Below are 22,217 nucleotides of genomic sequence, written 5' to 3'. Positions count from 1 at the left end.
GGCGGCAGCCGACGGTCGGTGCCGAGGTTGAGACGGCGCACTGAGTGCGGCAGCCGCCGGCCGTCCGTCATCGGTTCACGGGGCCGAGATGGGAAGCTCCAGGACACGGGGGCTTCGGGAGTCCCAGGCGGCCCTCGCCGCCTCGGCGATGTCGGTGGCCCGTTCGACCCGTTCGGCCCGGACGCCCATGGAACGGGCCAGGGCGACGAAGTCGATCGCGGGGTGGTCGATGTCCATTCCCACGAACCGGTCACCGTTCCCGTGCTCCGGATAGCGGTGGCGCAGGCTGTTCTTCAGCATCAGGTACTGGCTGTTGTTCACCACGATGAAAACCACCGGGAGTTGCTCCCGGGCTGCGGTCCACAGCGCCTGTGGGCTGTACATGGCGGATCCGTCGCCCACGAGACAGAGCACGGGCTCGTGACCGCGCGCCAGCGACACGCCCAGGGCGGCCGGCATGCCCCACCCGAGACCGCTGCCCCTGGCGGTGTAGTACTGCCCGGGACGATCGGCCCGGTGGAACGCGCGTACGTAGTCATCGCAGGTCATCGACTCGTCGACGACGACGATGTCCGACGGCAGGGCGCGGAACACGGCGTGGACCGCGGCTGCCGGTGCTGTCGGCACCTGGGAGTAGGTGCCCATGGCGTGCGCCTCGACGGCGTCCCGGGCGGCCTGGTGGACCTTGCCCAGTTTGGTCATGGCGTCGCGGGCACGGGCCGGATCGCCGCGCTCTGCGAGAACCTTCCGCAGATCTCCCAAGGTGGTGCGCAGGTGTCCCACGAGTCCGAGCCGGACGGGTGCGTTCCGGCCGAGGCTGTGGGGATCCAGTGCGATCTGGATGAGTTCCACCTCGGCTGGGACCAGCGGCCCGGGGGTGTAGTTGTACGCCATGAATGCGCGCCCGCCGAGCACCAGGACGCGATCGTACCTGGCCAGGGCGGTGCGGATGTCACTGGCGCTGAGTCCGAACCCTCCGGCCCACAGCGGGTGGCCGGTCGGGAACACAGTGTTGGCGTGCAGGGACGAGCCGTACACCCGGACGCCCAGGGCCTCGGCGACGCCGACGAGCTCCTCCACTGCCTGTTCGGTTGCGACGTCGTCGGAGGCGACGATCGCCAGGCGGTCGGGGTCCGTTTCCAGGAGTAGCTCGGCGAGCCGCGAGACGGGTGCCCCGTGCGGTGCACGGTCCAGCTCGGAGACGGTGTGGACCGCAGCCGTGCCCTCGGGAGCGTCTGCCTCCAGGACGTCGACGGGCAGTGAGACGAAGACGGGCCCGGTTGGTGCCGATGCGGCGTCACGGAAGGCGCGGCGCATGACCACGTCCAGGTCCTCGACTCTTCGCACCTCGTGGGTCCACTTGCTGACCGGAGCGGCGAGGCCGGTGAGGTCGCCGGCCAGCAGCGGGTCGGAGACGAGGTGGCGCTGGTCGGCCTGGCCCGCCGTGACGACGAGCGGTGTCCCTTGCACCCGGGCGTTGGTCAGGTTGCCGATGGCGTTGCCGAGGCCGGCCATGGCGTGCAGGTTCACCATCGCCGGTCGCCCGCTCGCCTGTGCGTACCCGTCGGCCATCGCGACGACGACGCTCTCCTGCAGGCCCAGCACGTAGGCCGGGCCCGCGGAGCGCGAGAGCTCGGCGATCAGAGGGAGTTCCGTGGTCCCGGGATTGCCGAACACGTGCTGTACGCCCTCGTCGTGGAGCACGTCGAGGAGGATACGACTGCCTTTCACCGGTAGGTTTCCAGCGTGCCGGTCCGGCGGACATCCAGGGTCGCGCAGTGGAAGCCGCCGCCGAAGGTCCGCGCGTGGCTGAGGGAGAGGGGCAGTACGTCGATGCCCTTCGCCTCCAGCAGCTTGATCAGCTCCGGCTGGCGGTGGTCGGCGATGACCAGGTCGGGGCGCACGCTGAGGATGTTCATGCCGATCCACGGGGAGTTGACCGGGAACGAGCCGGCGAAGCCGATGTCGTTCAGCTCGGGGCACCAGATCTTGTCCCAGGAGGAGAGGATCGGGGGCAGGTTGTCCTCGTTCACTCGCTCGGGGTGCAGCAGCACGAGTCCGGGACGGAGCGGCACGATCGTGGTGTCGATGTGCAGGGAGGTGTAGAGGTTGCGGCACGGGTGGACGGTGTACTCGGATCCGACGGTCTCCTGGAGCCAGCGGGCCCCCAACTCGTTTCCACCGTCGGAGACCTGGTACAGCAGGTCGGTGCCGAGCCGGATCACGTTGGCCGCGTCGAAGAGCGGTTCCAGGTTGGCCAGACGCTGGCCCTCCGGCAGCTCGGGGAGGTAGGTCTCGTCGGCCAGCTTGGGCCGGGGTGCGGAGATCCAGCGGGCGCCGCGGTTGAAGTACTCGGTGAACAGGTCCTTGTAGAGGGCCTGCTTCAGGGCCCGACCGCGCACCACCATGGGCGCGTCGATCAGCAGGTCACCGACGACGAGGGCGACGTCGCGCGGTGCGTGGTCCAGGTAGCCGTCGGTCTCCCACAGGCCGGTACGCAGCACCGCCTCCGGGTCGGCGACGGACGGACGGCGAACGGTGACGCCGAGGCCGGTGAGCGCGTCGCAGAGTGCCTGCAGCTCTTCCTCCGTCTTCTCGACGACGTCTGCGGGGTACGGACCGGACGGGAGCGTCTCGGCGGTGAATCCGTCGTGGTAGTCCAGGGTGAGGATCGAGCGCTCGGCCCGGGGGATCCGGGCACCGACGGCCGATCCGACGATGATCTCCTCCAGTGGGTCCCACTCGTTGTGCGCGCTGACCGGGCTCATACTGCTCTCCTTCGGTTGTGGCTTTGACGGTTCGCCGGGCTGATGTGGTCGGGCGGTCAGCTGGTCCTCAGCAGACGTCCGGCCGCAGGGTGGTCGAGGAGCTGAGCGCGGAGCTTCGCGAAGTTCTCCTCGGCTGAGGTGTCCGCCATCTCCAGGACGATCCAGCCCCAGTTCTCGGCACACTCGCGGAAGAAGGCGTCGCAGGCGGACTGGAGTTCGAGGAAACCGTCCTGCCCTCGGTCGCCGGTGGCGGCGCCCATGTCCTCCAGGCTGCCCAGGGAGCCCTCCTGCCGCATGCGCCACTGGAACGCCTGATCGATCGGGCCGGTGACGACGATGCCGACGTCCGGGTCACAAGCACGGAAGAGCTCGATCAGCATGTCCCGGGCCCGCTTGATCTCCTCGGTGAGGGCGGGGTCGGTGCTCAGACGCTCGGCGATGATGAGTTCCTTGAACGCCATCTTGAGGCTGAAGCTCTCGTCGATCACGTGGACGCCGCGGGTGCGGTGCGGCTCGACGATCTCGTGCCGGAGCAGGATCTGACCGACCCACTCCAGCCACGCGGCCGCCAATGGTCCGGCCGGGACGTTCGTGGTGTGGGTCGCGCTGCCGTAGCGCTTCTCCCAGCCCTGGGCGTGGAACTCGTCGTACGAGGCGGGGGCCGCCGGGCCGTCGACGCCGAGGTGTACGAGTCGCAGGGACTCGACCCACAACTGCCGTAGCGACTCGCGGGTGTTGGGCCGCTCGGCCTCGTCGAGTTCCTTGCGCCAGCTGAGTCGCTTGACGTCGTGCCCATGGGCTTCGAGTTCCCTGGACAGCATCTTCGTCATCGTGGTCTTGCCGGTGCCGTCGATGCCGAGCATTGCGATGTAGAGGCCGGTGTCGGCCATGGCCGGTTCCTTCCGGTCGGTTCGGTTCAACGTCAGGGTCGGGCGGAGGCCTTGGCGCCGAATCGGGCGCCGAGCCGACGGACGGCTTCTTCCAGCACGGGCTGCGGTTTGCAGAAGGCGAATCTCAAGGTGTTGCCGGCGGTGCCCGGTTCACGGAAGAAGTCGCCCATCGGCAGTGCGGCGACCCCGGTCTCGGCGACCAGGCTCCGTGCCAGGTCCTCGATGGAGGCGCCGGCGGCCCACGGGCTCACGTCGGCGGTGATGAAGAACCCGCCGGGGGGAATCCGGGGCGTGAGGCCGAGCGAGGTCAGACCTGCGGCCAGGATGTCGCGGCGTTGGCGGTACTCCGCCCGCAGACGGTCGTGATAGCCGGTCTCATCGGCCCACCGGAGTCCGGCGGCGACGCCCGCCTGCAGCGGCGTCGGCGCGCTGAAGGTGAGGTGCCGGTGGTGGTGCTGGACGAGTGCGCTGAGTTCGCGCGGCGCGTACACCCAGCCGATCCGCCAGCCGCCCACCGACAGGAGTTTGGACGCCGACGAACAGACGACGGTCCGTTCGCGCATCCCCGGGTACCCGGCCAGCCGGATGTGCGGCCGATCGTAGGCGTGCTCCTCGTAAACCTCGTCGGTGACCACGATGAGGTCGTGTGCGACGGCGAGGCGGGCGATCTCCTCCGCCTCGCCGTCGGTGATCATGTGGCCCGAGGGGTTGTTGGGCGTGTTCAGCAGGATCACCCGGGTGAGGGGTGTGATCGCGGCCCGAAGGGCCGCGACGTCGAGCCGGAGCTCGCCGACGCCGTCGAGTCCCGCGAGCGGGACCGGAACCAGGGTGGCGCCCACCAGCTGGGCCAGGCCGGGGTAGTTGTCGTAGAACGGTTCGATCGTGACGATCTCGGAGCCGGCCGGGACGACCGCGAGCAACGCGGCGGCGACTGCCTCGGTGCAGCCGAGCGTCACGGTGATCTCGTCCTCCGGGTCGTACCGGAGCCCGCGCCGCTCGGCCCGAAGGGCCAACTCGGCGCGCAGCAGCGGCAGTCCGGACAGGGCTTCGTACTGGGTGTCGACGGCCTGGACGGCAGGCGTCATGGCCTCGACGAGGTCCTCGGTGTCGTCCTCCGGAAAGCCCTGGGCCAGGTTGACGGCGTTGAGGCGCCGGGCCATGGTCATGATCTCGACGTAGATGTCCGGAGGCGGCGGCGCCAGGCCGGCGCCGGTGGTTGAGTGGGACACGGCTCTCTCCCCGTCTTCGGGCGGGTCGCCCGCGATTGCCCGTCGGCACCCGGACGGGCCCGCGGGAGGTGTGGACGCTGCCGGCCCCAGAGCCGGGCGGACGGTTGCGCGAACGGTCCGCCCGACCCTGCGGCGTGCAGGTGCTACTCCGACGTGCGCTCGATCAGGTAGTCGTGCAGCACCAGCGCGTCCATACCGGTCCGGAGGAACGTGCGGATCGCGTCGGCCGGGGTGTAGACCATCGGCTCGTCATAGGTGTTGAAGGAGGTGTTGACCACGACGGGGACGCCGGTGAGCTTGTGGAACTCGCTGATCAGCTGGTGGTAGCGCGGGTTGACCTCCGCCGAGACGGTCTGCATCCGCGCGGTGCCGTCGACGTGCACGATCGCGGGCACCTGGGACCGCTTCTCCTCCCGGACCGGGAGCGCGAAGGACATGAACCGGGTGGACAGCGACTCCCGCTTGAAGTCGAACCACTCGGCCGCCTCCTCCTCCAGCACCGCGGGGGCGAAGGGCCGGAAGTACTCGCGGTGCTTGACGCGGACGTTGATCAGGTCCTTGATGCCCGCCGTCCGCGGGTCGCCGACGAGCGACCGGTTGCCGAGGGCACGCGGTCCGACCTCGGCCGCGCCCTGGAACCACCCGATGACCAGACCCTGCGCGACGAGCTCGGCGGCCTTCGCCGGCGCGTTCTCCAGCTTGGTCGCCACGACGGGAGCCGCGGCGATGGCCGCCTCGATCTCGGCGTCCGTGCTGACCGCGGACCCGAAGTACGGGTTCTCCATGACGAAGCGCGAGTCGAAGTCGCCGTGCTGGTTCGCCACCCACAGGGCCGCGCCCAGTGCGGTGCCGCCGTCGTGGGCCAGCGGCTGGACGAACACGCCGTCGAACGGGCCCTCGTTGAGCAGCTTGCCCATGCCGACGCAGTTCAGCGCGACACCGCCGGCGAGGCAGAGGTTGGCCGAGCCGGTCTCCCGCTTCAGCCGCTCGGCGAGTGCGAACAGCGTCTGCTCGGTCATCTCCTGGAGGGAGGCCGCGACCTCGGCGTAACGGTAGTCGAACGGCGTACCGGGACCGCCCTGGCGACGCGGGCCGAACAACTCCTCCAGCGGGCCGTAGTCCTCGACCCGGAAGCGGAAGGCGTCGGCATCGACGGTGAAGCCCTCGGGGCCGACGGACACCAGCTTCGCGAAGGCCTCGCGGTACTTCTCCGGCGGGGCGAAGGCGGCCAGCGCCATGAGCTTGGGTGCGGAGTAGTCGTCGAGGCCGGTGAACTTGGCGAACTTCTCCCAGACGAAACCGAGGGAGTCCGGGTAGGTGATGGTGTCCACCGTGGTGACGGAGCGGCCCTTTCCGTGGGCCAGCAGGGCGGTGGAGTGCTCACCGATGCCGTCGATGCTGAGGATCGCGGCGTCCTCGAACGGCGAGGCGAAGTAGGTGCTCGCCGCGTGGGCCGTCTCGTGCGGTACCCAGGTCCAGCGGTCGCGGATGTCCTGGCCCAGCAGCTCGGAGACGGCGGTGGGGATGGCGGCCAGCTTCTCCATCAGGAGCTTCTCGCCGTCCGGGTGGCCCCACGAGCCGGCGGTGGTCGGCTCGTCGATGGGCGGCCGACGCAGGCTGGGGTCGAAGGTGCCGGCGATGTGGTCGATCTCGTCCACAGTGACCCCGGACCGCTCCAGCACGGCGCGGATCGCCGCGACGGGGATCTCGTCGACGGTCTCGATGTCGGCCGGCTTGGCGTGCTTCTTGCGGTTGAACCGCTCCTCCTCGGCGAAGGCGAGGACCTCGGAGCCGCGGACGATGACCGCCGAGGACTCGTGGTAGACGTTGTTGATGCCGAGAACCACAGGGGCCTTGCTCAACTTGCACTCCTGGTCTGTTGTTTCTGACAACGCGCGGCGGGCATCGGGGTGCGATGTGGCGAACGCGGAAGGGGTCTGTCGGTGCGGACCACCGGAGGGGGTCCGCCAGCGCGGTCTACGGGAGGACGGCCGCCTTGACGGCCAGGCGCTGGTCCATCGCGGCGTAGGCCGCCTGGACCTCGGTCAGCGGCAGCAGCTGTTCGAACATGGGCGATGGGTCGATCCGGCCTTCGGCCAGGTCGTGGAGCAGCTCCGGGATGTACCGGCGGGCGGGTGCGATGCCACCGCGGATGGAAACGTTCCGGTCGAACACATCCAGCAACGTCACCTGGGCTCCGGTGATCGGCAGACCGACGTAGCTGAACACTCCGCCGTCCCGTACGGCCGCCAGCGCCGAGTCCACCGAGGACTGCGTGCCGACGCAGTCGATGGCCGTCGACGACCGGTCGCCGAATTCCCGGCGGACCAGCTCGGTGACCGCCTCCGCGTCGTCCGGGGACACCGCGGTGGAGGTGGCGCCGAACTTCTCGGCCAGCGCCAGCCGCTCGGGGTGGTGGCCGAGGACGAGCACCTGCTCGGCGCCCTGCCGCAGCGCGCAGAGGACCGTGGCCAGGGCCACCGGTCCGTCACCGACGATCGTCACCGTGGAGCGCGGGCCGACTTCGCCGGTGGTCACCGCGTGCAGGGCGGTCGGAAGGACGTCGGCCAGCACCAGGAACGGAAGCAGATCCGCTGCCGAGTCGCCGGCACTCGGCACCCGGACCAGATTGGCGTCGGCGAAGGGCACCCGGATCGCCTCGGCCTGGGCACCGCCGGGGCTGGCGTCACCGCCCCAGAACCCGCCCGCGGAGCACGAGGTAGGCAGGCCGTCGCGGCAGGAGGAGCAGGTGCCGTCGGAGTAGCTGAACGGCGCGACCACGCGATCGCCGGGACGGAACCGGGTGACCTCGGAACCGACCTCCTCGACGATTCCCACGAACTCGTGCCCGAGCCGGGAGCCCGGGTCGAGAGGGTCGGTCCCGCGGTAGTACCACAGGTCGGACCCGCAGACTCCTGCCGCACGGATCCGGACGACGGCATCGGTCGGGGACTCGACCCGGGCGTCCGCGACCTGTTCCACGCGGATGTCGCCGACTCCGTTGAAGACTGCCGCAAGCATGCGATCTCCCTCTTTCCGTACGCTGACTGACGGGTGGTTCGGTGGGGTTCCTGCTCAGCCGGCGTCGCCGGCGGCGATCCTGCGCTCGACGAGCCGGGTGTCCTCCTGGAAGCCGTCGAGCCACGAGCGGAAGATCTCCGACTCCTGCTGGTGCTCGGCGATCTCCTGGTCGAGGACCAGCGAGGGGGAGAGCCAGTGGTACTCCGAGTGCTCGTCGCTCAACGTCACTTCACCGACGGGGTCCCAGCCGATGAAAGTGGTGACGTGGAAGGAGGAGCCGTCGTCCCAGAGGTGCTCCCATTCGCGGAGGAACTCGATGCGCTCCACCTCCAGGCCGGTCTCCTCCAGCCCTTCGCGTCGGGCCGCGTCGACGGGTTCCTCTCCCACGTGCATGCGTCCGCCCGGGTAGTCGAGGACGCCCTTGAAGAGCGGGTCCTCGTCCTCCAGGCGCCGCAGGGCCAGGACCTTCCGGTCCCGGACCATGATCAGATAGACACCACGCTGAATCTTCATGGGATCCGTTCTTCGCATTGCAGACGAGGTACGTCTGCCCGTTCAGTGAGGCCGGCTCAGATCGCCCACGCGCTCGAAGGCGTGGTGGAGCCGGCGCAGCCACCAGGCCGCGGTCTCGTCCGACGGCCTGGGGAATCCGGGGGGCTGGCGGCGGGCCTCGGCCACCAGGAAGGCGACCTCGCCCATGACGGCGTGGTAGATGACGGCGAGGTCCATGGCCCGGCTGGACGGGTCCTCGCCGGTGAGCCGCGCCCACACGGTTTCCAGCCCGGTCCGCTCGTCGTCGCCGTCCCAGGCGGCGTTCGACAGGTACCAGACGAAGTCGAGTACAGCGGGGCCGTGGCAGGCCAACCCCCAGTCGAGCGCGTGTACTCCGTCCTGGCTCAAGCCGAGGTTGGCCGGTCGGTAGTCGCCGTGCAGAAGGGTGTTCGGGGCGGCCTGGTCAAGTGCCTGGAGGAGCCCGGTGGGATCCAGGGCGAGTCCCAGCACGGCGGCCGACACGGCGGGGTCGGCGAACTCCGCGAATGTCTCCCAGGTGTGGGTGAGCGTCTTCGGGAGGGTGTCACTGCCCCTGAGTTCCAGGAGCGGCCGCAGTGGGGAGAAGAGCCGCAGCCGGTCCGCGACGGAGCAGAGCGCGTCACTCGTGCGGACACCGGTGAACTTGGTGTGCAGGGCGTGGACGGCGGCGAGCGCCGTCTCTCCCGCCGTTCCCGGATCAGCCGACCGGAACCGGCGGCAGTGCTCGCCGACGTCCTGCATCACGACGAGCCAGCCGTCCGGCACCCGCTCCGTCGCGATCACGGGACTGGAGAGCGGCGGCGGAAGCGTGGCCAGCACCCCTTCGTCGAACAGGATCGCTTCGCGTCCGGGGTCGTGGGTCGCCCTTGCCATCCAATCCCGTTCGGGCCGGACGTACTTGACCACGACGGGTTCCCCGGTGGCCAGCCAAGCCTGGAACAGCGACGCACCGGACAGTCCGTCATGGTCGAACTCGCCGATCGGATCGGCGAGCAGGGATCGGACGGCACCGGCCGGTAGGACGGCCGGCTCCCTGGGGCGGGCGGGGTGGACGACATGGTGTTCGATCAGGCCGTCGACCAGGTGCAGAGTGTGGATCTGCCGTGCCGGTCGACTGTCCGGAGACACCGAACGCTGCACGTCGACGACATACCCACCGGCCTCGGCGGTGACGGAGAAATACGTTTCCCGGCCTGTCCCGAGAACTATGGCAGGCCAGTTCTCGGCGGCTTCCGAGATTCCCTGAAAGGTCTCCCTGCGGCCACTGGAGAATGTCTCCAGGATGGTTTTCTCCCGGTATCGGGAACGAAGTTCCGAGAACCTCCCCGAGGACAAATCGGAACGCAGCATGCCAATGACTTCGCCAGTCATGAAAAAATCCCCCGTTGGATTCCACCGGGCCGCTTCCCGGCAACTCCAGTTGGAGGCTCAGGTGCGTTCAGACCGCCCGGCTCGGTGCGCTCGACGGGTCTCCCCGTTCGGCAGCACGTGACTGCACGGTATCAACCGAGCGAACGGTGATCAACGTCTATATGGCAGGCGCCGTGCCTGACGAACCGTCAGAACACCCCGTTCACCTGGGATGTTGGCAGGTCAATAGCCGTTTCAGGGCGGAGACATTGAGTTGACCGGGCTCTCGGGTGAACGGATGCGGAACCGGACACCAGCTGACCGGGTGGCCTAGTCCGGGGCGAACGCTCCATAGCGGAGAAGTCCGACATGGTGCCTGACAACCCCCCCGGGCGAGTGCGTGAGACAGGTGGTACAGGTAGTAACGGATTGACATGCGTCGGCCGCAGTGGTGCATAGTGGCCGGGACTTGATCACTCATATGCGACAGCCATTCGGGGGCGGGGAATCGTGAGTCTTGTCGTTGTCGGCGCGTCCGGAAACATTGCGCGCGTCGCCCAGTCACTCAGTTCTGAGGTCGTATTCGTCCAGCGGCCCGGGTCGTTGCGGCCCGAGATTCTCCGGGACGACGTCGACGAACTCTTCAGCTTCGACTACCGGGACGAGTCGACGGTGCGCTCGTTCGCCGCGAAGGTCCTTCAGCCGCGACGGCCGGCCGCGGTGGTGTCGGTCACCGAGGACGCTCTGGACCCGGCCGCGCTGATGTCCGGGATCCTGGGCACCCCGGCCGTACCGCTCGCCGTGGTGAGGGCGATGCGGGACAAGGCGAAGATGCGGCGCGTCCTCCTGGAGCGCGCGCCCCACCTCAGCGTCCCGTTCGCCGGTCCCGGGGACGACGAGGCCCTTGAGCGACTCTTCCCGTCGGCGTACGGAGTCATCGCGAAACCGGTCTCCGGTACGGGGAGCAGCGACATCCTGCTGTTGCGGTCGGCGGCGGAGGCGCAGGCGCTTCCGGCACGGGACCAGTACCTGTTCGAGGCCTTCGCACCGGGGGCCGAGTTCAGCGTGGAGTCCTTCTCCGCGAACGGTGTGCACGAGATCGTGGCCGTCGCCGAGAAGAGCACCGGCGGCGGATTCGTCGAGACCGCGCACCTGATGCCTCCCGCGGCGCTGGACGGCACGGCGCGGGCGCAGGTCGAGCAGGCGACCCGGGAACTCCTCGACGCGCTCGAACTGCGGGACGGCCCCGCCCACACTGAGCTCAAGGTCCACGACGGAACGGTGCGGGTCATCGAGACCCACAACAGGCCCGGTGGCGACGGGATCGCCGACCTGGTGGCCCTCACCACGGGAATCGACTGGCGGCGCGTCAGCCTCGGGTGGCCGCTGGGCGTGCGCCCGACCCGCGGCGCGGGTACGGCGGCAGCGGCCGTCAACGTCTTCTTCACCGCGTCCCCGGGCCGTGTCACCGCGATCGCGGACCGGCCGGCAACGCTCCAGGGAGCGGACCTGGCCGGCTGGGAGGTCGACGTCGTGGTCGGCGACCGGGTGGGCGAACTGCACAGCTCCGGAGACCGGGTTGGCATGGCGACCGTCACCGGTCCGTCATCGGAGGCCTGTCGGCGGGCTGTCGCGGAACTCGGGCCCGACACCATCGTCACGACGGAGGACACCGTCCAGTGAGAACCCTGATCCTCAACCGCCACGTGCTCACCTGGGCGACCGGTGACCGGGGAGGCCATCTCCCCGCCGCGCCCGAGGACCGATTCCTGCTCACCCGCACCTACGGCGGCGGGCTGGCCGGCTACGACGCCTCGGTCTTCCCCCATCTCACCGTGGTGGACACGTACTTCGCGGACCGCCTGGAGGCCGCCGCCCGCTGGCTGGTCGAGACCCACCGGATCCAACGGATCGTCGCCCTGCACGAGAAGGACCTGCTCCTGGCCGCCTCCCTCAGGGAGGACTACGGGCTCCCCGGACCGGACGTCGGGACGACGCTCCGCTTCCGGGACAAGGTGCTGATGAAGGACACCCTTCGTGCCGCGGGGTACTCCGGGCTGCCGCGCTACTGCGCGCTTGAGCCCGGCGAGGAACTCACCGCTGTGCCGTGGGAAGGCCGCACCGTGGTCAAGAGCCGCTGGGGCCTCGGCGCAGAGCAGGTGCGGATCGTCGACGACCTCGCCGCCGCGAACGCCGCGGCACGGGAACTGGAGGCCGGGGGCGACCAGATCGAGGCCGAGGAGTTCGTCACCGGGGCCATGTACCACTGCGACTCGGTCGTCCGGGACGGGCGGATCCTCTTCACCGCGGTGTCCCGCTACCTCACGCCTCCGGGCGCTTTCAAGCCGGGTGGTGTCAGCGGCAGTGTCGTCCTGACCGGGGGAGCGGTGCGCGAATCGCTCCTCGCCGAGAACGAACACGTGCTCGGGATCCTGTCACCAGGCTCCGCGGTCACCCATGTCGAGTTCTTCCGCAGGCCCAGCGGCGAGTTGGTCTTCTGCGAGGCAGCCGCCCGGCCGCCCGGCGCCGGCATCAGCGGCCTGCTCCACACCGCGTACGGTGTCGACGTCGTGCGAGCCGCGGTCGAACTGCAGTCGGGAGTCGAGCCGACCCTGCCCGCGACGATCGCGCAGCCGCCCCATGCGACGGGCCTGATCCTGGTCTACCCCTCCGCCGGCGGGGAGGACCGGTTCGCCGAGGACCTCCGGGACAGGGTCCCGGGCGTGCGCTCGTACCACTACTCGCCTCCCCAGAGCCCGGGGCGGGTGCGACACGCCGCGGATGTGGCCCACAAGGCCGTCCTGACCGCCGACACGGAGGCCGAGCTCGACCGTCGGCTCGCGTTGGTGCTCGATGTGGTCCGAGCCCCGCAGACGAATGCGCCGGAAGGTAGCCATGCTGCACCGAATCGATGAGCTGCATCGCGCCGCCGAGCCGGGAGCAAATCAACTCCTGCATTTGGTAGGCGAGTTCAGCGGAGTTGTGAATACCCATGAGTTCCCGTGCGTCTTCTCCATGCTGCCGTTCAGCACATCGGAGCTGTTCTTCGGAGCCATCTCCGGCTCCGACGGCGATGTCGAGAACGCCGCGGTCGCGGCCCTGCGCGAACTGACCGGAATCATCCAGGACTTGCCGGACGCAATCGGCGTCGTCTTCGTCGACCAGCCGGGCGAACCGTCCCTCGACGACGACCTCGCCCTTGCCCGGAGCATCGTGCGCGCGGTCATGCGGCAGAACGCCCTCGACCATCCGGACCAGGCGTTCCCCGACCCGCGGGACCCCGACTGGCAGCTGTGGCTCGATGGCGTGGGCCTGTTCTTCAACTTCAGCTCCCCCCGCCACAAGGCCAGGCGCAGCCGGAACGTGGGATCCCGGTTCACCATCATCGCTCAGGCCAGGGAGTCCTTCGACCGGCAGGGACGGGCCACGCCCCGCGCGCGGGAGACCATCCGCAGGCGGCTGGCCGTCTACGACGACGTCGAAGCACATCCCGCCCTTGGCAGCTACGGCGACCCCGACAGCCGGGAAGCACTCCAGTTCTTCCTCGGTGACGGGCTGGAGACCATCGACGTGACCGAAGGAGAACAGCCGTGAGCACCACGGACGATAAGAGCGAGCGTTCACCTGCGATGGCGACCGACCGCGAAACCGTGCGGTCGCTCCGGATCGTCATAGCGGCGTCGATCCTGTCGAAGATCGCGGACTGGCAGCTGGGCGTCGTCGTCCCGCTCGCCGTGCTGTCCGAGACCAACTCGCCGGCCATCGCCCTGGCAGCCTTCGCCCTGCGGGCGCTGCCGTTCATCGCCTCCCCCCTGCTCGGCTCCCTCATCGACCGCTTCGACAAGCGGACGGTCTTCACCTGGGCACAGCTGGTCCAGGCGATCTGCATGGTGCTGGTGGCACTGATGCTCACCGACCGGATCGCGCTGGGGGCGCTGCTCCTGCTGTCCGGCTTCGGAGCGGTGGCGGTCACGATCACCGGCCAGTTCGTGCTGATCCCCAAACTGGTCGAGGCGGAGAAACAGGCCGTCGCCGTGGCGAAGCTGTCCTCGGCCATCGAGCTGTCGAAGGTGGGCGGGCTGCTCCTCGGCGGAGTCGCGATCACGGCCCGTGGGCCGGAGTTCGCGTCCTGGGTCATTGCCGCCCTCTACGCCGCGGCCGGCCTGGTGACGTTGTTCCTGCCCCGGATCCCCTCGACCGGGGTCCGGACCGGTATCCGTCAGGATCTGCTGATGGGACTGCGCTGGGTCGCGAGGCCGGACGTCCTCTGGCTGGTCGTGACATTGGCGGTGTCCAATCTGGCCGTGGGAGAGCTGGAGACCGTGCTGGTCACGGTGTTCGGTGAGGAGCGGCTCGACGCCCGCCTGATCTCACTGGTCCTCGCGGCTGGACTGCTGTTCGGGGCCCTCGGAAGCAGGCTGTCGCCGCACATCCTGCCGCACTGGTCGGTGGAGCGGCGGATCCTGTTGTTCCAGGCCACACTGCTGGTCTTCCTCGGGGTGCTCGCCCTGCCGGTCCTGGCCGCCACGGTCATCGGCTACGCCGCCGTGACGCTCTGCCTCGGAGCGAGCAACGTCGCCTCCATCACCTACCGCCAGGGCACCATTCCGGTCGACATCGCGGGCCGGGTCAACGCTGCGATCCGCATGTTCATCACCGGGGCGATCCCGCTGTCCGGTCTGATCTACGCCTGGGCGACACGATTCGACGGCTTCTCGTTCTGGGTGCCGGCGCTGCTGCTGTCGGCGGTCTCGCTCGCCGTCTGGGCGGGCCACACCTACCGGACAGAGCGGACGGAACCCGCTCGTATTCCTGCGGAGAGGAACCCTTCATGACCCACACGACCAGCTGGCTGGTGCTCGACGAGATCGGCGCGAGCTTCCCCGGAGTCGGGTCACCCACATCTTCCTCGCTCCTCGCGGTCCGTCTCGCCCCGTTCACCGGTTCGGGCGGCACCACGGAGTGGCTCCGGTACGGGGAGGTCACCGCGGACCGTGTTCAGGTGCTGAGCCGGACCGGCGACGTTGTCGAGAGCCTTCAGTGCGGGCCGGCGGCACCGGTCTGGACCCATCTGCCGTTCGATCTGCGCGCGGACGCGCTGCGGTTCGACGCCGTCGGCAAGGAGGGAGCCGATGCCCGGCCCAGGCTGGTGCCCGCCTTCCTGGTGACCGAGCAGGTGTCCCACACGGCCACCCGGGCCTACGTGTACAGCTGCTCCAGGATCCGGGAGTCCGGGTTGCTGTTCTCGCGGATCTGGGCCGGGGAGACCCCGACCGGTGCGTCACCGGTGGCGGCCGTTCGGGTGGCCTGCGCAGAGCAGCCCGTCCTGCTGCACAGGTTCACGGACGAGGTGGCTCAGACCACCCGGTTCGAGAGCGACGTCGAGATCGAGCTGAAGCTCACTCTCCGGACGGAGACCTCCCCGTGGGAGATCGCCAGTCGTCTCGCCGATGCCGTGCAGACCCGGGAGCTGCCCGGCTTCCTCCCCGACCTCGGCAACGAACTGCAGCGTTGGACCTACGAGCAGGACACCTTCGAGGTCCACGACGCCGATGGCCGGAGCGGCTACGTGGCGTTCATGAAGGACCCTGACGGCACGTTCGTGGTGAAGTACAAGTTCTTCGAGGAGGACGCCCTCCGCCGCATCGAGCGGTTCGACGAGGGCGTCCGGCTCGGTCCGGAGCAGTTCGCCGACTACATCACGTCGGCCCTCCCCGGAGTACGGCTCCGCCGTCTTCCGCACCTCGTCCGGACGAGGTTCGACGTCAACGTCGAGTCGGCCGTGGCCGGTCACTTCTTCGGCCTGGAGACGGACGAGGTCCGTGCGAACGGTCGGGTGATGCGCCAACTGGAGATCGAGTACCACAAGACCCGCGCTTGCCATGGTGCCGAGGCGGCGACCATCGAGCCCGAACTGAACAGGCTGGCGGACGAGGCCCAGCGGTTGCTCGAAAAGTGGGGTGTGGAGGCTTCCCGCGGGTATCGCTCCAAGCTCACCTTCCTCAAGGAGGTCGCTGCCGCCGACTGAACCGGGGGCTTCTTCAGGGGTGGGCGGCCTGATGCGCGGCTGACCGGATTCGCGGCCTTCCGGGGACTTGGCCCGGTCGGCCCCCGCCGGAGCCGCCCCCGGGCGGCGGGACACGGCGCCCGCACCTTTCCCTGGTCCTCGCCCGCACGGCGGTCGCGGCGGTAGCCGCTGGCCGAGGTCGATTCTCCGGTGTCCATGCCGGTGGCCCTCCCGCAGACGAATCTCGCTGCGCCCGGTTCTCCACAGTTCTCCGCAATTCAGCCGGTCCGGCGCCACGTGCCGAACCCATTCGCCGCGACCGCCGGTCCGGCCGCTTGTTCTCTTCGCCCAAGATCCGAATCCGACAGGAAGAACCACCATGATCACTGCAGGCCTCAAGCTGACGCACAGCGGCGGACTCGCACTCCTCGAGGATGACAAGCTCCTGTTCCACATCGAGGTCCAGAAGCTCAACAACAATCCCCGCTACAGCCCGGTCGCCGACCTCAGCCTGGTCCCCGAACTGCTCGCGAGCCAGGGCTTCAAGGTCTCGGACGTCGACCACTGGGCGCTCGACGGCTGGGACGGCCGGGAGGCCGGCCGGATCTCCGTGCTCGACAACGGCCGCCCGCTCGACCTGACCGTGGCGCCCTACCGCGAGAACGACGACGTGCCGAGCCTCGTCCGCCCCGGCTGTACCGGCGAAATCCCCATCGGCGGCCAGTCGGTGCGGTACGAGAGCTTCGTCCACGTGTCGAGCCACTTCGCGGCGGCCTACTGCTCCAGCCCCTTCGCCGCCCGCGGCGAGGACTCCTTCGTCCTGGTCTGGGACGGCGGCACCTTCCCCCGCCTGTACTTCGTCGACGCCGCCCGCGGCACCGTCGAGAACGGTGGCGAGGTCTTCCCGCTGATCGGTCACTCCTACGCGATGTCCGCCCAGTACTACGGCCCGTGGGCGCGCAAGAGCGCGGACCGCTCCAGGGTCGTCGACGACCTGTCCGTCGCCGGCAAGCTGATGGCCTACATCGCGCTCGGCCAGCCCAAGGACGCGATCCAGGAGGCGCTCCGTGACGCCTTCCACCACAACTTCGAGGCGTCCACCGACGCCGTCGCCGAGTACCGCCGCGCCGTCACCGGCTGCGGCAGCAACGGCGAACCCTCGCACCGGTACGTACACAAGTACCTCAGCGACGCCGCCGAGCGCATCGGCACGCTCGGCGTCAGCGACGAGGACGTCCTCGCCAGCATGCACCAGTTCATGGAGGACCTCCTCGTCGAGCGGATCGTCGAGAAGATCCGCCGATGGAAGGGCGACGGCCCCTGGAACCTCGCCTTCGCCGGCGGCTGCGCGCTGAACATCAAGTGGAACAGCGCGCTGCGCGCCCACCCGCTCTTCAACGACGTCTGGGTGCCGCCGTTCCCCGACGACTCGGGCTCCGCCATCGGCACCGCCTGTGCCGCGTACGCGCACATGAATGGCGTCTCCGCCGTCCAGTGGCACGCCCGCACCGGGCCGGCCCTCGTCCCGACCCCGGCCGTCCCGGCCGGGTGGACCTCGCGCGATTGCACCGTCGAGGAGGTCGCCGAGATCCTCCACGAGACCGGCAAGCCGCTGGTCTTCCTGCGCGGGAACGCGGAGCTCGGCCCACGCGCGCTCGGCGCGCGCAGCATCATCGCCGCGGCCACCGACACCAAGACGAAGGACGTGCTGAACGAGATCAAGGACCGGGAGTACTACCGGCCGGTGGCCCCGATCTGCCTCGTCGAGCACGCCGAGGAGATCTTCAACCCCGGTACCCCGGACCCGTACATGCTCTTCGACCACGACGTCCGGCCGGATTGGATCGACCGCATCCCCGCGGTCATCCACCTGGACGGTACCGCCCGCCTGCAGACCGTCAGCGTCGACGAGGACCCGGTCCTCACCGACCTGCTGCGCGCCTACCACGTGCTCAGCGGCGTCCCGGTGCTGTGCAACACCAGCGCCAACCTGAACGGCAGGAGCTTCTTCCCGGACGCCGCCTCGGCCATGAAGTGGGGCCGGACTGACCACGTGTGGGCCGACGGGATCCTCTACAGCAAGATTTGACCGGCACCCGGAACCGAAGGCCGGAAGCTGCGTCCGGCCCTCCGCTCCACGAGCATGCAACGCCCGGGACTCGAACCACAGCTACTTGTCGATGAGTTCGCGACCGTGCTGCTGTGGCGACAGAGTGCGTGGGGCGGTGCGGAAGTACTCGGAACCAGCCGGCGAAGACACGCTCAAGACGACACACCGCCCAGAAGATCACGATCCGTAGTCGGTGGGTAAGCGGCCGTGATTCGCCCGCAGGAGCCGGACCTGGGGGCCGGCCGGATTCGTCGATGCAGCGGCTGGTCGACTGGGGGTCAAGGGGACACACTTTGCTCGTGCGCCGATCCCCGCCTCCTTCGGCTGTATCGGTATCCACACCCACCCCATACGACAGCGTTGGCCTTCAAGACCCGGTTGTGGTTTTGAAGGCCAACGCCACGTGTGGCCCTCGCGGCGGCCGGTGTAGCGCTGCAGGGGCCGCCACTGCTTGTACTCGGCGCCTTTCCACGGAGCATCTTGATCCGCTTGCCTGTGGTGAAGTCCTGCCACTGACTCACTGGTCTCCCCCTCCGCTGCTTCCGCTCTTGGACCGTAGCCGCTGTATGCGTCGGTGGAGGGTGCTTCCTCAGGGACCAGAGCCCTGAATCGCAAAATAGCAACGATCAAGCTATGACTTTCCGTGCCAGCCGTCGTGCTTGGCGCCATCGCAGTCCAGCCCCGATGGGACCCCCACACTCAGCGGTCTCATGCCGCGCGGAGGACGCGCTTGCGCAGGAGGTCGAAGTTGGCGCGGCCGAACAGCTGCCGCGCGGGAGCGGGGAGCACGGCACGGTCGGGCCGTGACGTCCGCGGTTGCCGGTCCCCGGCCCGGGGACACGGCCCCGTCACGGTCCGGTGCTTCTCCACCGGTCCGTGGACCCCCGGCCCACGGCCAGGGCCCACCACCGGAGCACCGACCCGTCACGCCTGCGGAAATTGATCGCGAAGTCGTGTCATCCGTTTTCGGCGGGTGGTGCGTCCAAGGAGTATGAAGCGCGAACCGATGCGCCCGGGGGGCTGCCGATCCGACCCGTTCGACGAGTTCGTCGCGGCGCGGTACCAGGCCCTGCTGCGGGGGGCGTACTTGATCACCGGGAACGTTCACGACGCCCGGGACCTCCTGCACGACGCGTTGGTGCGGGTCTACCCGAAGCGGTCGGTGATCCGGGACGCGGGGGCGGCCGAGGGGTACGTCCGTACGACGATGGTCCGCACCCACGTCTCGCGCTGGCGCCGGACCAGGCGGGAGGAGCTCACCTCCGTGCTGCCGGACCGGCCGGTGGTCCAGGAGAGCGGGTGGGACGACCAGTTGGCGGCGGCGCTGGCCGGGCTGCCGCGGCGGCAGCGGGCGGCGGTGGTGCTGCGCTACTACCTGGATCTGCCGGTCGCGCAGGTGGCGGAGGAACTGGGGTGTTCGCTGCCCACGGCGAAGACGCACCTGGCGCGCGGGATCAAGGCGCTTCGGCAGGAAATGGAACTGGTGAGGGAGTTGGTGGGGCCGTGAGCGCTGAGGCCGCGTTCGAGGAAGAGCTGGCGGGCCGGCTCGCGGAGCGTGCGGTGTGGGTCGGCGGCAGCGCGCCGCTGGCCGAGCTGCACGCGGCCGGGCGGCGGCGGGCGCGGCGGCTGAGGGCCGTGCGGGGAGTGGCAGCGGTGGCGGTGCTGGCCGTCGGGGTGGGGGTGCTGACACAGCTGGGCGGCGGTTCCGGGGACTCCCGGACGGGCCCGGCCGGTGCGGGCATGAGCCTGGTGAGCCCGACGCCGGGAGCGACGAGCCCGGTCGCCGTGATCCTGAGGTGTGCGAACGGGCCCACGGACTGGCGGACGCCGGGCCTGCACCAGCACGGGAAGCAGGTGCTGTCGGACTCCCCGTCGCCGGGTGGGCTCACATCGTCCGGTGCCCCGTCGTCGGGGGTGCCGTCGTCGGGCTTCCCCTCGTCGGGGGCGCCGTCCTCCGGTGGCCCGTCGTCCGACGACCCGTCGTCCTGGCTCACGCTCTCGGGCTCGCCGTCGCCGCTGTCGTACGCCACGACGCCGCAGTCCGATCTCGAACGGGCGGGTCAGGCCATCGAGTACATGGCGATGGCGAAATACCGCGACCACTACTTCGGCACCTGCCGCGACACGAGCACGAACACGCTCTACCTGATGCGGGTCCCCGGCAGCGGTCTGGACGCGGCGGCGGCCTCGATGGTGACCGACTGGCCGGGGGTGAAGCTGCAGTTCGCCGTCGCGGCCGGTTCGCGCGACGAGCTGTCGGCGTTCGGCGCCCGGATCCGGGCGGACCGGGCGGACTGGCTGGCCAAGGGTGTGGAGATCGAGGCGGTGACGGTCGCCATCGACGGCACCGGGGTGGTGGTGGACACGCCGCAGTGGCAGACCGCGGCGGAGCAGATCGTAGCGACGTACGGCCCCCGGGTGGCCGAGGTCCGCTGAGGCCCGACGCGAAGGGCTGACGCGAAGCGCCGGCGCCACGCCGACTCGTGAGGAGCACGGCGGCCGGCGGCCCTGAGGAACAACGAGAACACGACCGGCGGGCCGTGCGACGGGCACCCCGCCGTGCCTCGCCATGCCCTGCCGCGCCCCGGCGCGCCCCGCCGCGCGAACCATTCCGCCCAGTCGAACGGGAGACCGATGTCCGTGACGTCCGCCGAGGAATCACGCGAACCACGCCGGAACGAAGGACCGCCCCCGGACCGGTCCGACCCGACGGTCCTGGTCCTGACCGCGGTGACGGCGGTGGCCGCCGCGCTCCTGGTCCGGTTCCTGCTGCTGGAGTACGAGTCGCCGGACTGGTACCGCTTCCTCGGCCCCTGGTACCGGTACATCACGGAGCAGGGCGGGTTCCACGCCCTCGGCAACGCCGACTTCTCGGACTACAACGTCCCCTACCTGTACCTCATGGCCGCGCTCACCTACCTGCCGGTGCCGGCGATGGCGGGCGTCAAGTGCCTGTCGATCCTCTTCGACCTGGCGCTCGCCCACTACACCTACCGCATCGTCGCGCTGCAGTCGCCGCACCGGCCCCGGCGGGCGCTCACCGCAGCGGTGATCGTGCTGTTCCTGCCCACGGTCGTGACCAACAGCGGCTGGTGGGCCCAATCCGACGCGGTCTTCACCACGTTCCTGGTGGCAGGCGTCTACCATCTCCTGCGCGACCGGCCCTGGTGGACCTGCTCGTTGTTCGGGATCGCCCTGGCCTTCAAGCTCCAGGCGGTCTTCCTGTTCCCGCTGCTGCTCGTCGCCGTCCTGACCCGGTGGATACCGTGGCGGAGCCTGCTGGCCGTCCCGGCCGTGTACGTGGCACTCGACGTCCCCGCCGTCCTGCTCGGTTCCGACCCCTGGCAGCTGCTGACGGTGTACGTGCGGCAGACGGGGACCTACCAGGACCTCACGCTCAACGCGCCGACGGTCTACCAGTTCGTCTCGGTGCCGTACGGCGAGGAGGACCCGGTGCGCCGGGCGGGCGTCCTGATCGCGGGCCTGCTGGTCCTGGCCCTGATCTGGCCGGCGGTCCGGGCCGTACGGCGCATCAGCCGGGCACAACCGGAGGACCGCACCGCGGGCGACGCGCGCACGGCGCCCACCGCGACGGTGGTCCTGCTGCTGGCCACCGCCTTCGCGATCACGGTGCCGTTCCTGCTGCCGTCCATGCACGAGCGCTATTTCTACGTCGCGGACATCCTCAGCGTGCTCGCCGCCTTCCGACGGCCGCGCCGGCTCTGGTACCTGCCGGTCCTGGTCCAGCTCTCGTCCTTCGGCAGCTACCTCAAGTTCATCGCGCCCGGCGTGGCGCCGTACCTGTCGATGCCGGCCCACGGCGTGCTGATGCTGCTGGCGCTGATCGCCGTACTCCGGTCCACCGCCCGCGAGTTGGTGATCCACCCGGGTGGTGTTCACGCGCGGTGTCCGGGGCGGCGGGTGGGGGAGTCGGTGGCGGGCGGGGGCCGGGTGCCGGCGGGCGCACTGCCGGGGCTGCTGGAGAGAGAGTTCGATATCGCGCTGGGCGCCGAGGACAGCGCCGGGCTCATCGCTCGCTACGAGTAGGAGGTGTGTCGGACGGCCGCTGCCGACGCCCCGGTACGGGGGAGGCGGCGTGGAGGCCGATGGAACCGCTCCTGCCTCGGCCCGTGACCTGCGGGGAGTCGTCGCCGCAGCGGGCCGGGGGCTGTCGTGCAGCAGCCGGTCCTCCGTCCGGATGACGGGGTGGCCGTCGACCGGGCCGTGGAGAGCACGCTCCGGGCCGGGCCGCTCGCCACCCGCGTCCCGGGGCGTCTTGCGTGGGCGGAGCGGGCGCCCGAGGATGCTGTG

17 protein-coding genes are annotated in these 22,217 nt (G+C 69.8%); 9 read left to right on the top strand and 8 right to left on the bottom strand.

The annotated features are described in order from the left end of the window. Nucleotides 1-75: 75 nt before the first annotated feature. From ABTZ03_RS10000 to ABTZ03_RS09965, 8 genes are all read right to left on the bottom strand, one after another. On the bottom strand, nucleotides 76-1,731 hold the full coding sequence (locus tag ABTZ03_RS10000) for a thiamine pyrophosphate-binding protein (protein ID WP_350512398.1): 1,656 nt from the start codon (nucleotides 1,729-1,731) through the stop codon (nucleotides 76-78). Continuing rightward, entirely contained in the window at nucleotides 1,728-2,768 is a 1,041-nt protein-coding gene (locus ABTZ03_RS09995) for an inosamine-phosphate amidinotransferase 1 (protein ID WP_350512397.1), read from the bottom strand. The genes ABTZ03_RS10000 and ABTZ03_RS09995 overlap by 4 nt, the downstream gene beginning before the upstream one ends. Nucleotides 2,769-2,824: 56 nt before the next feature. Further along, nucleotides 2,825-3,658 carry a hypothetical protein gene (locus ABTZ03_RS09990; protein ID WP_350512396.1) on the bottom strand — a complete coding sequence of 278 codons (834 nt, stop codon included), beginning with the start codon at nucleotides 3,656-3,658 and terminating at the stop codon, nucleotides 2,825-2,827. A gap of 32 nt (nucleotides 3,659-3,690) precedes the next feature. Next, nucleotides 3,691-4,887: an aminotransferase class I/II-fold pyridoxal phosphate-dependent enzyme gene (locus tag ABTZ03_RS09985; protein WP_350512395.1), complete on the bottom strand. Its 1,197-nt coding sequence runs from the start codon at nucleotides 4,885-4,887 to the stop codon at nucleotides 3,691-3,693. Between the two features lie 143 nt (nucleotides 4,888-5,030). Further along, the gene (locus ABTZ03_RS09980; RefSeq protein ID WP_350512394.1) at nucleotides 5,031-6,749 is read right to left on the bottom strand and encodes a carbamoyltransferase family protein; all 1,719 of its coding nucleotides are present in this window, start codon (nucleotides 6,747-6,749) and stop codon (nucleotides 5,031-5,033) included. Between the two features lie 115 nt (nucleotides 6,750-6,864). Continuing rightward, nucleotides 6,865-7,908 (bottom strand): alcohol dehydrogenase catalytic domain-containing protein, encoded by a 1,044-nt coding sequence (locus tag ABTZ03_RS09975; RefSeq protein WP_350512393.1) that lies wholly within the window; start codon nucleotides 7,906-7,908, stop codon nucleotides 6,865-6,867. Between the two features lie 54 nt (nucleotides 7,909-7,962). Beyond that, entirely contained in the window at nucleotides 7,963-8,421 is a 459-nt protein-coding gene (locus tag ABTZ03_RS09970) for an NUDIX domain-containing protein (protein ID WP_350512392.1), read from the bottom strand. Between the two features lie 42 nt (nucleotides 8,422-8,463). Next, nucleotides 8,464-9,810, bottom strand: a complete 1,347-nt coding sequence (locus ABTZ03_RS09965; RefSeq protein WP_350512391.1) for a phosphotransferase — start codon at nucleotides 9,808-9,810, stop codon at nucleotides 8,464-8,466. Between the two features lie 582 nt (nucleotides 9,811-10,392). Here ABTZ03_RS09965 and ABTZ03_RS09960 point away from each other — a divergent pair. From ABTZ03_RS09960 to ABTZ03_RS09920, 9 genes are all read left to right on the top strand, one after another. Then, nucleotides 10,393-11,472, top strand: a complete 1,080-nt coding sequence (locus ABTZ03_RS09960; RefSeq protein ID WP_350512390.1) for an ATP-grasp domain-containing protein — start codon at nucleotides 10,393-10,395, stop codon at nucleotides 11,470-11,472. Continuing rightward, complete coding sequence (locus ABTZ03_RS09955; protein WP_350512389.1) at nucleotides 11,469-12,704, top strand: ATP-grasp domain-containing protein; 1,236 nt, start codon at nucleotides 11,469-11,471, stop codon at nucleotides 12,702-12,704. Before ABTZ03_RS09960 ends, ABTZ03_RS09955 begins: the two co-directional genes overlap by 4 nt. Next, complete coding sequence (locus ABTZ03_RS09950; RefSeq protein WP_350512388.1) at nucleotides 12,685-13,383, top strand: YqcI/YcgG family protein; 699 nt, start codon at nucleotides 12,685-12,687, stop codon at nucleotides 13,381-13,383. Before ABTZ03_RS09955 ends, ABTZ03_RS09950 begins: the two co-directional genes overlap by 20 nt. Then, entirely contained in the window at nucleotides 13,380-14,624 is a 1,245-nt protein-coding gene (locus ABTZ03_RS09945) for an MFS transporter (protein WP_350512387.1), read from the top strand. The genes ABTZ03_RS09950 and ABTZ03_RS09945 overlap by 4 nt, the downstream gene beginning before the upstream one ends. Further along, nucleotides 14,621-15,817, top strand: coding sequence for a hypothetical protein (locus ABTZ03_RS09940; RefSeq protein ID WP_350512386.1), 1,197 nt, complete (start codon nucleotides 14,621-14,623; stop codon nucleotides 15,815-15,817). The genes ABTZ03_RS09945 and ABTZ03_RS09940 overlap by 4 nt, the downstream gene beginning before the upstream one ends. A 358-nt stretch (nucleotides 15,818-16,175) precedes the next feature. Then, entirely contained in the window at nucleotides 16,176-17,885 is a 1,710-nt protein-coding gene (locus ABTZ03_RS09935; RefSeq protein ID WP_350512385.1) for a carbamoyltransferase N-terminal domain-containing protein, read from the top strand. Between the two features lie 1,012 nt (nucleotides 17,886-18,897). Beyond that, complete coding sequence (locus ABTZ03_RS09930) at nucleotides 18,898-19,413, top strand: SigE family RNA polymerase sigma factor (RefSeq protein ID WP_350512384.1); 516 nt, start codon at nucleotides 18,898-18,900, stop codon at nucleotides 19,411-19,413. Continuing rightward, complete coding sequence (locus ABTZ03_RS09925) at nucleotides 19,410-20,342, top strand: hypothetical protein (RefSeq protein WP_350512383.1); 933 nt, start codon at nucleotides 19,410-19,412, stop codon at nucleotides 20,340-20,342. Before ABTZ03_RS09930 ends, ABTZ03_RS09925 begins: the two co-directional genes overlap by 4 nt. A 198-nt stretch (nucleotides 20,343-20,540) precedes the next feature. Further along, nucleotides 20,541-21,953: a glycosyltransferase 87 family protein gene (locus tag ABTZ03_RS09920; RefSeq protein ID WP_350512382.1), complete on the top strand. Its 1,413-nt coding sequence runs from the start codon at nucleotides 20,541-20,543 to the stop codon at nucleotides 21,951-21,953. Nucleotides 21,954-22,217: the final 264 nt, after the last annotated feature.

Origin of the sequence: Kitasatospora sp. NPDC096077 (assembly GCF_040303245.1) — a bacterium.
Taxonomy (GTDB): Bacteria; Actinomycetota; Actinomycetes; order Streptomycetales; family Streptomycetaceae; genus Kitasatospora.
This window is presented reverse-complemented; position numbering and strand designations above follow the sequence as displayed.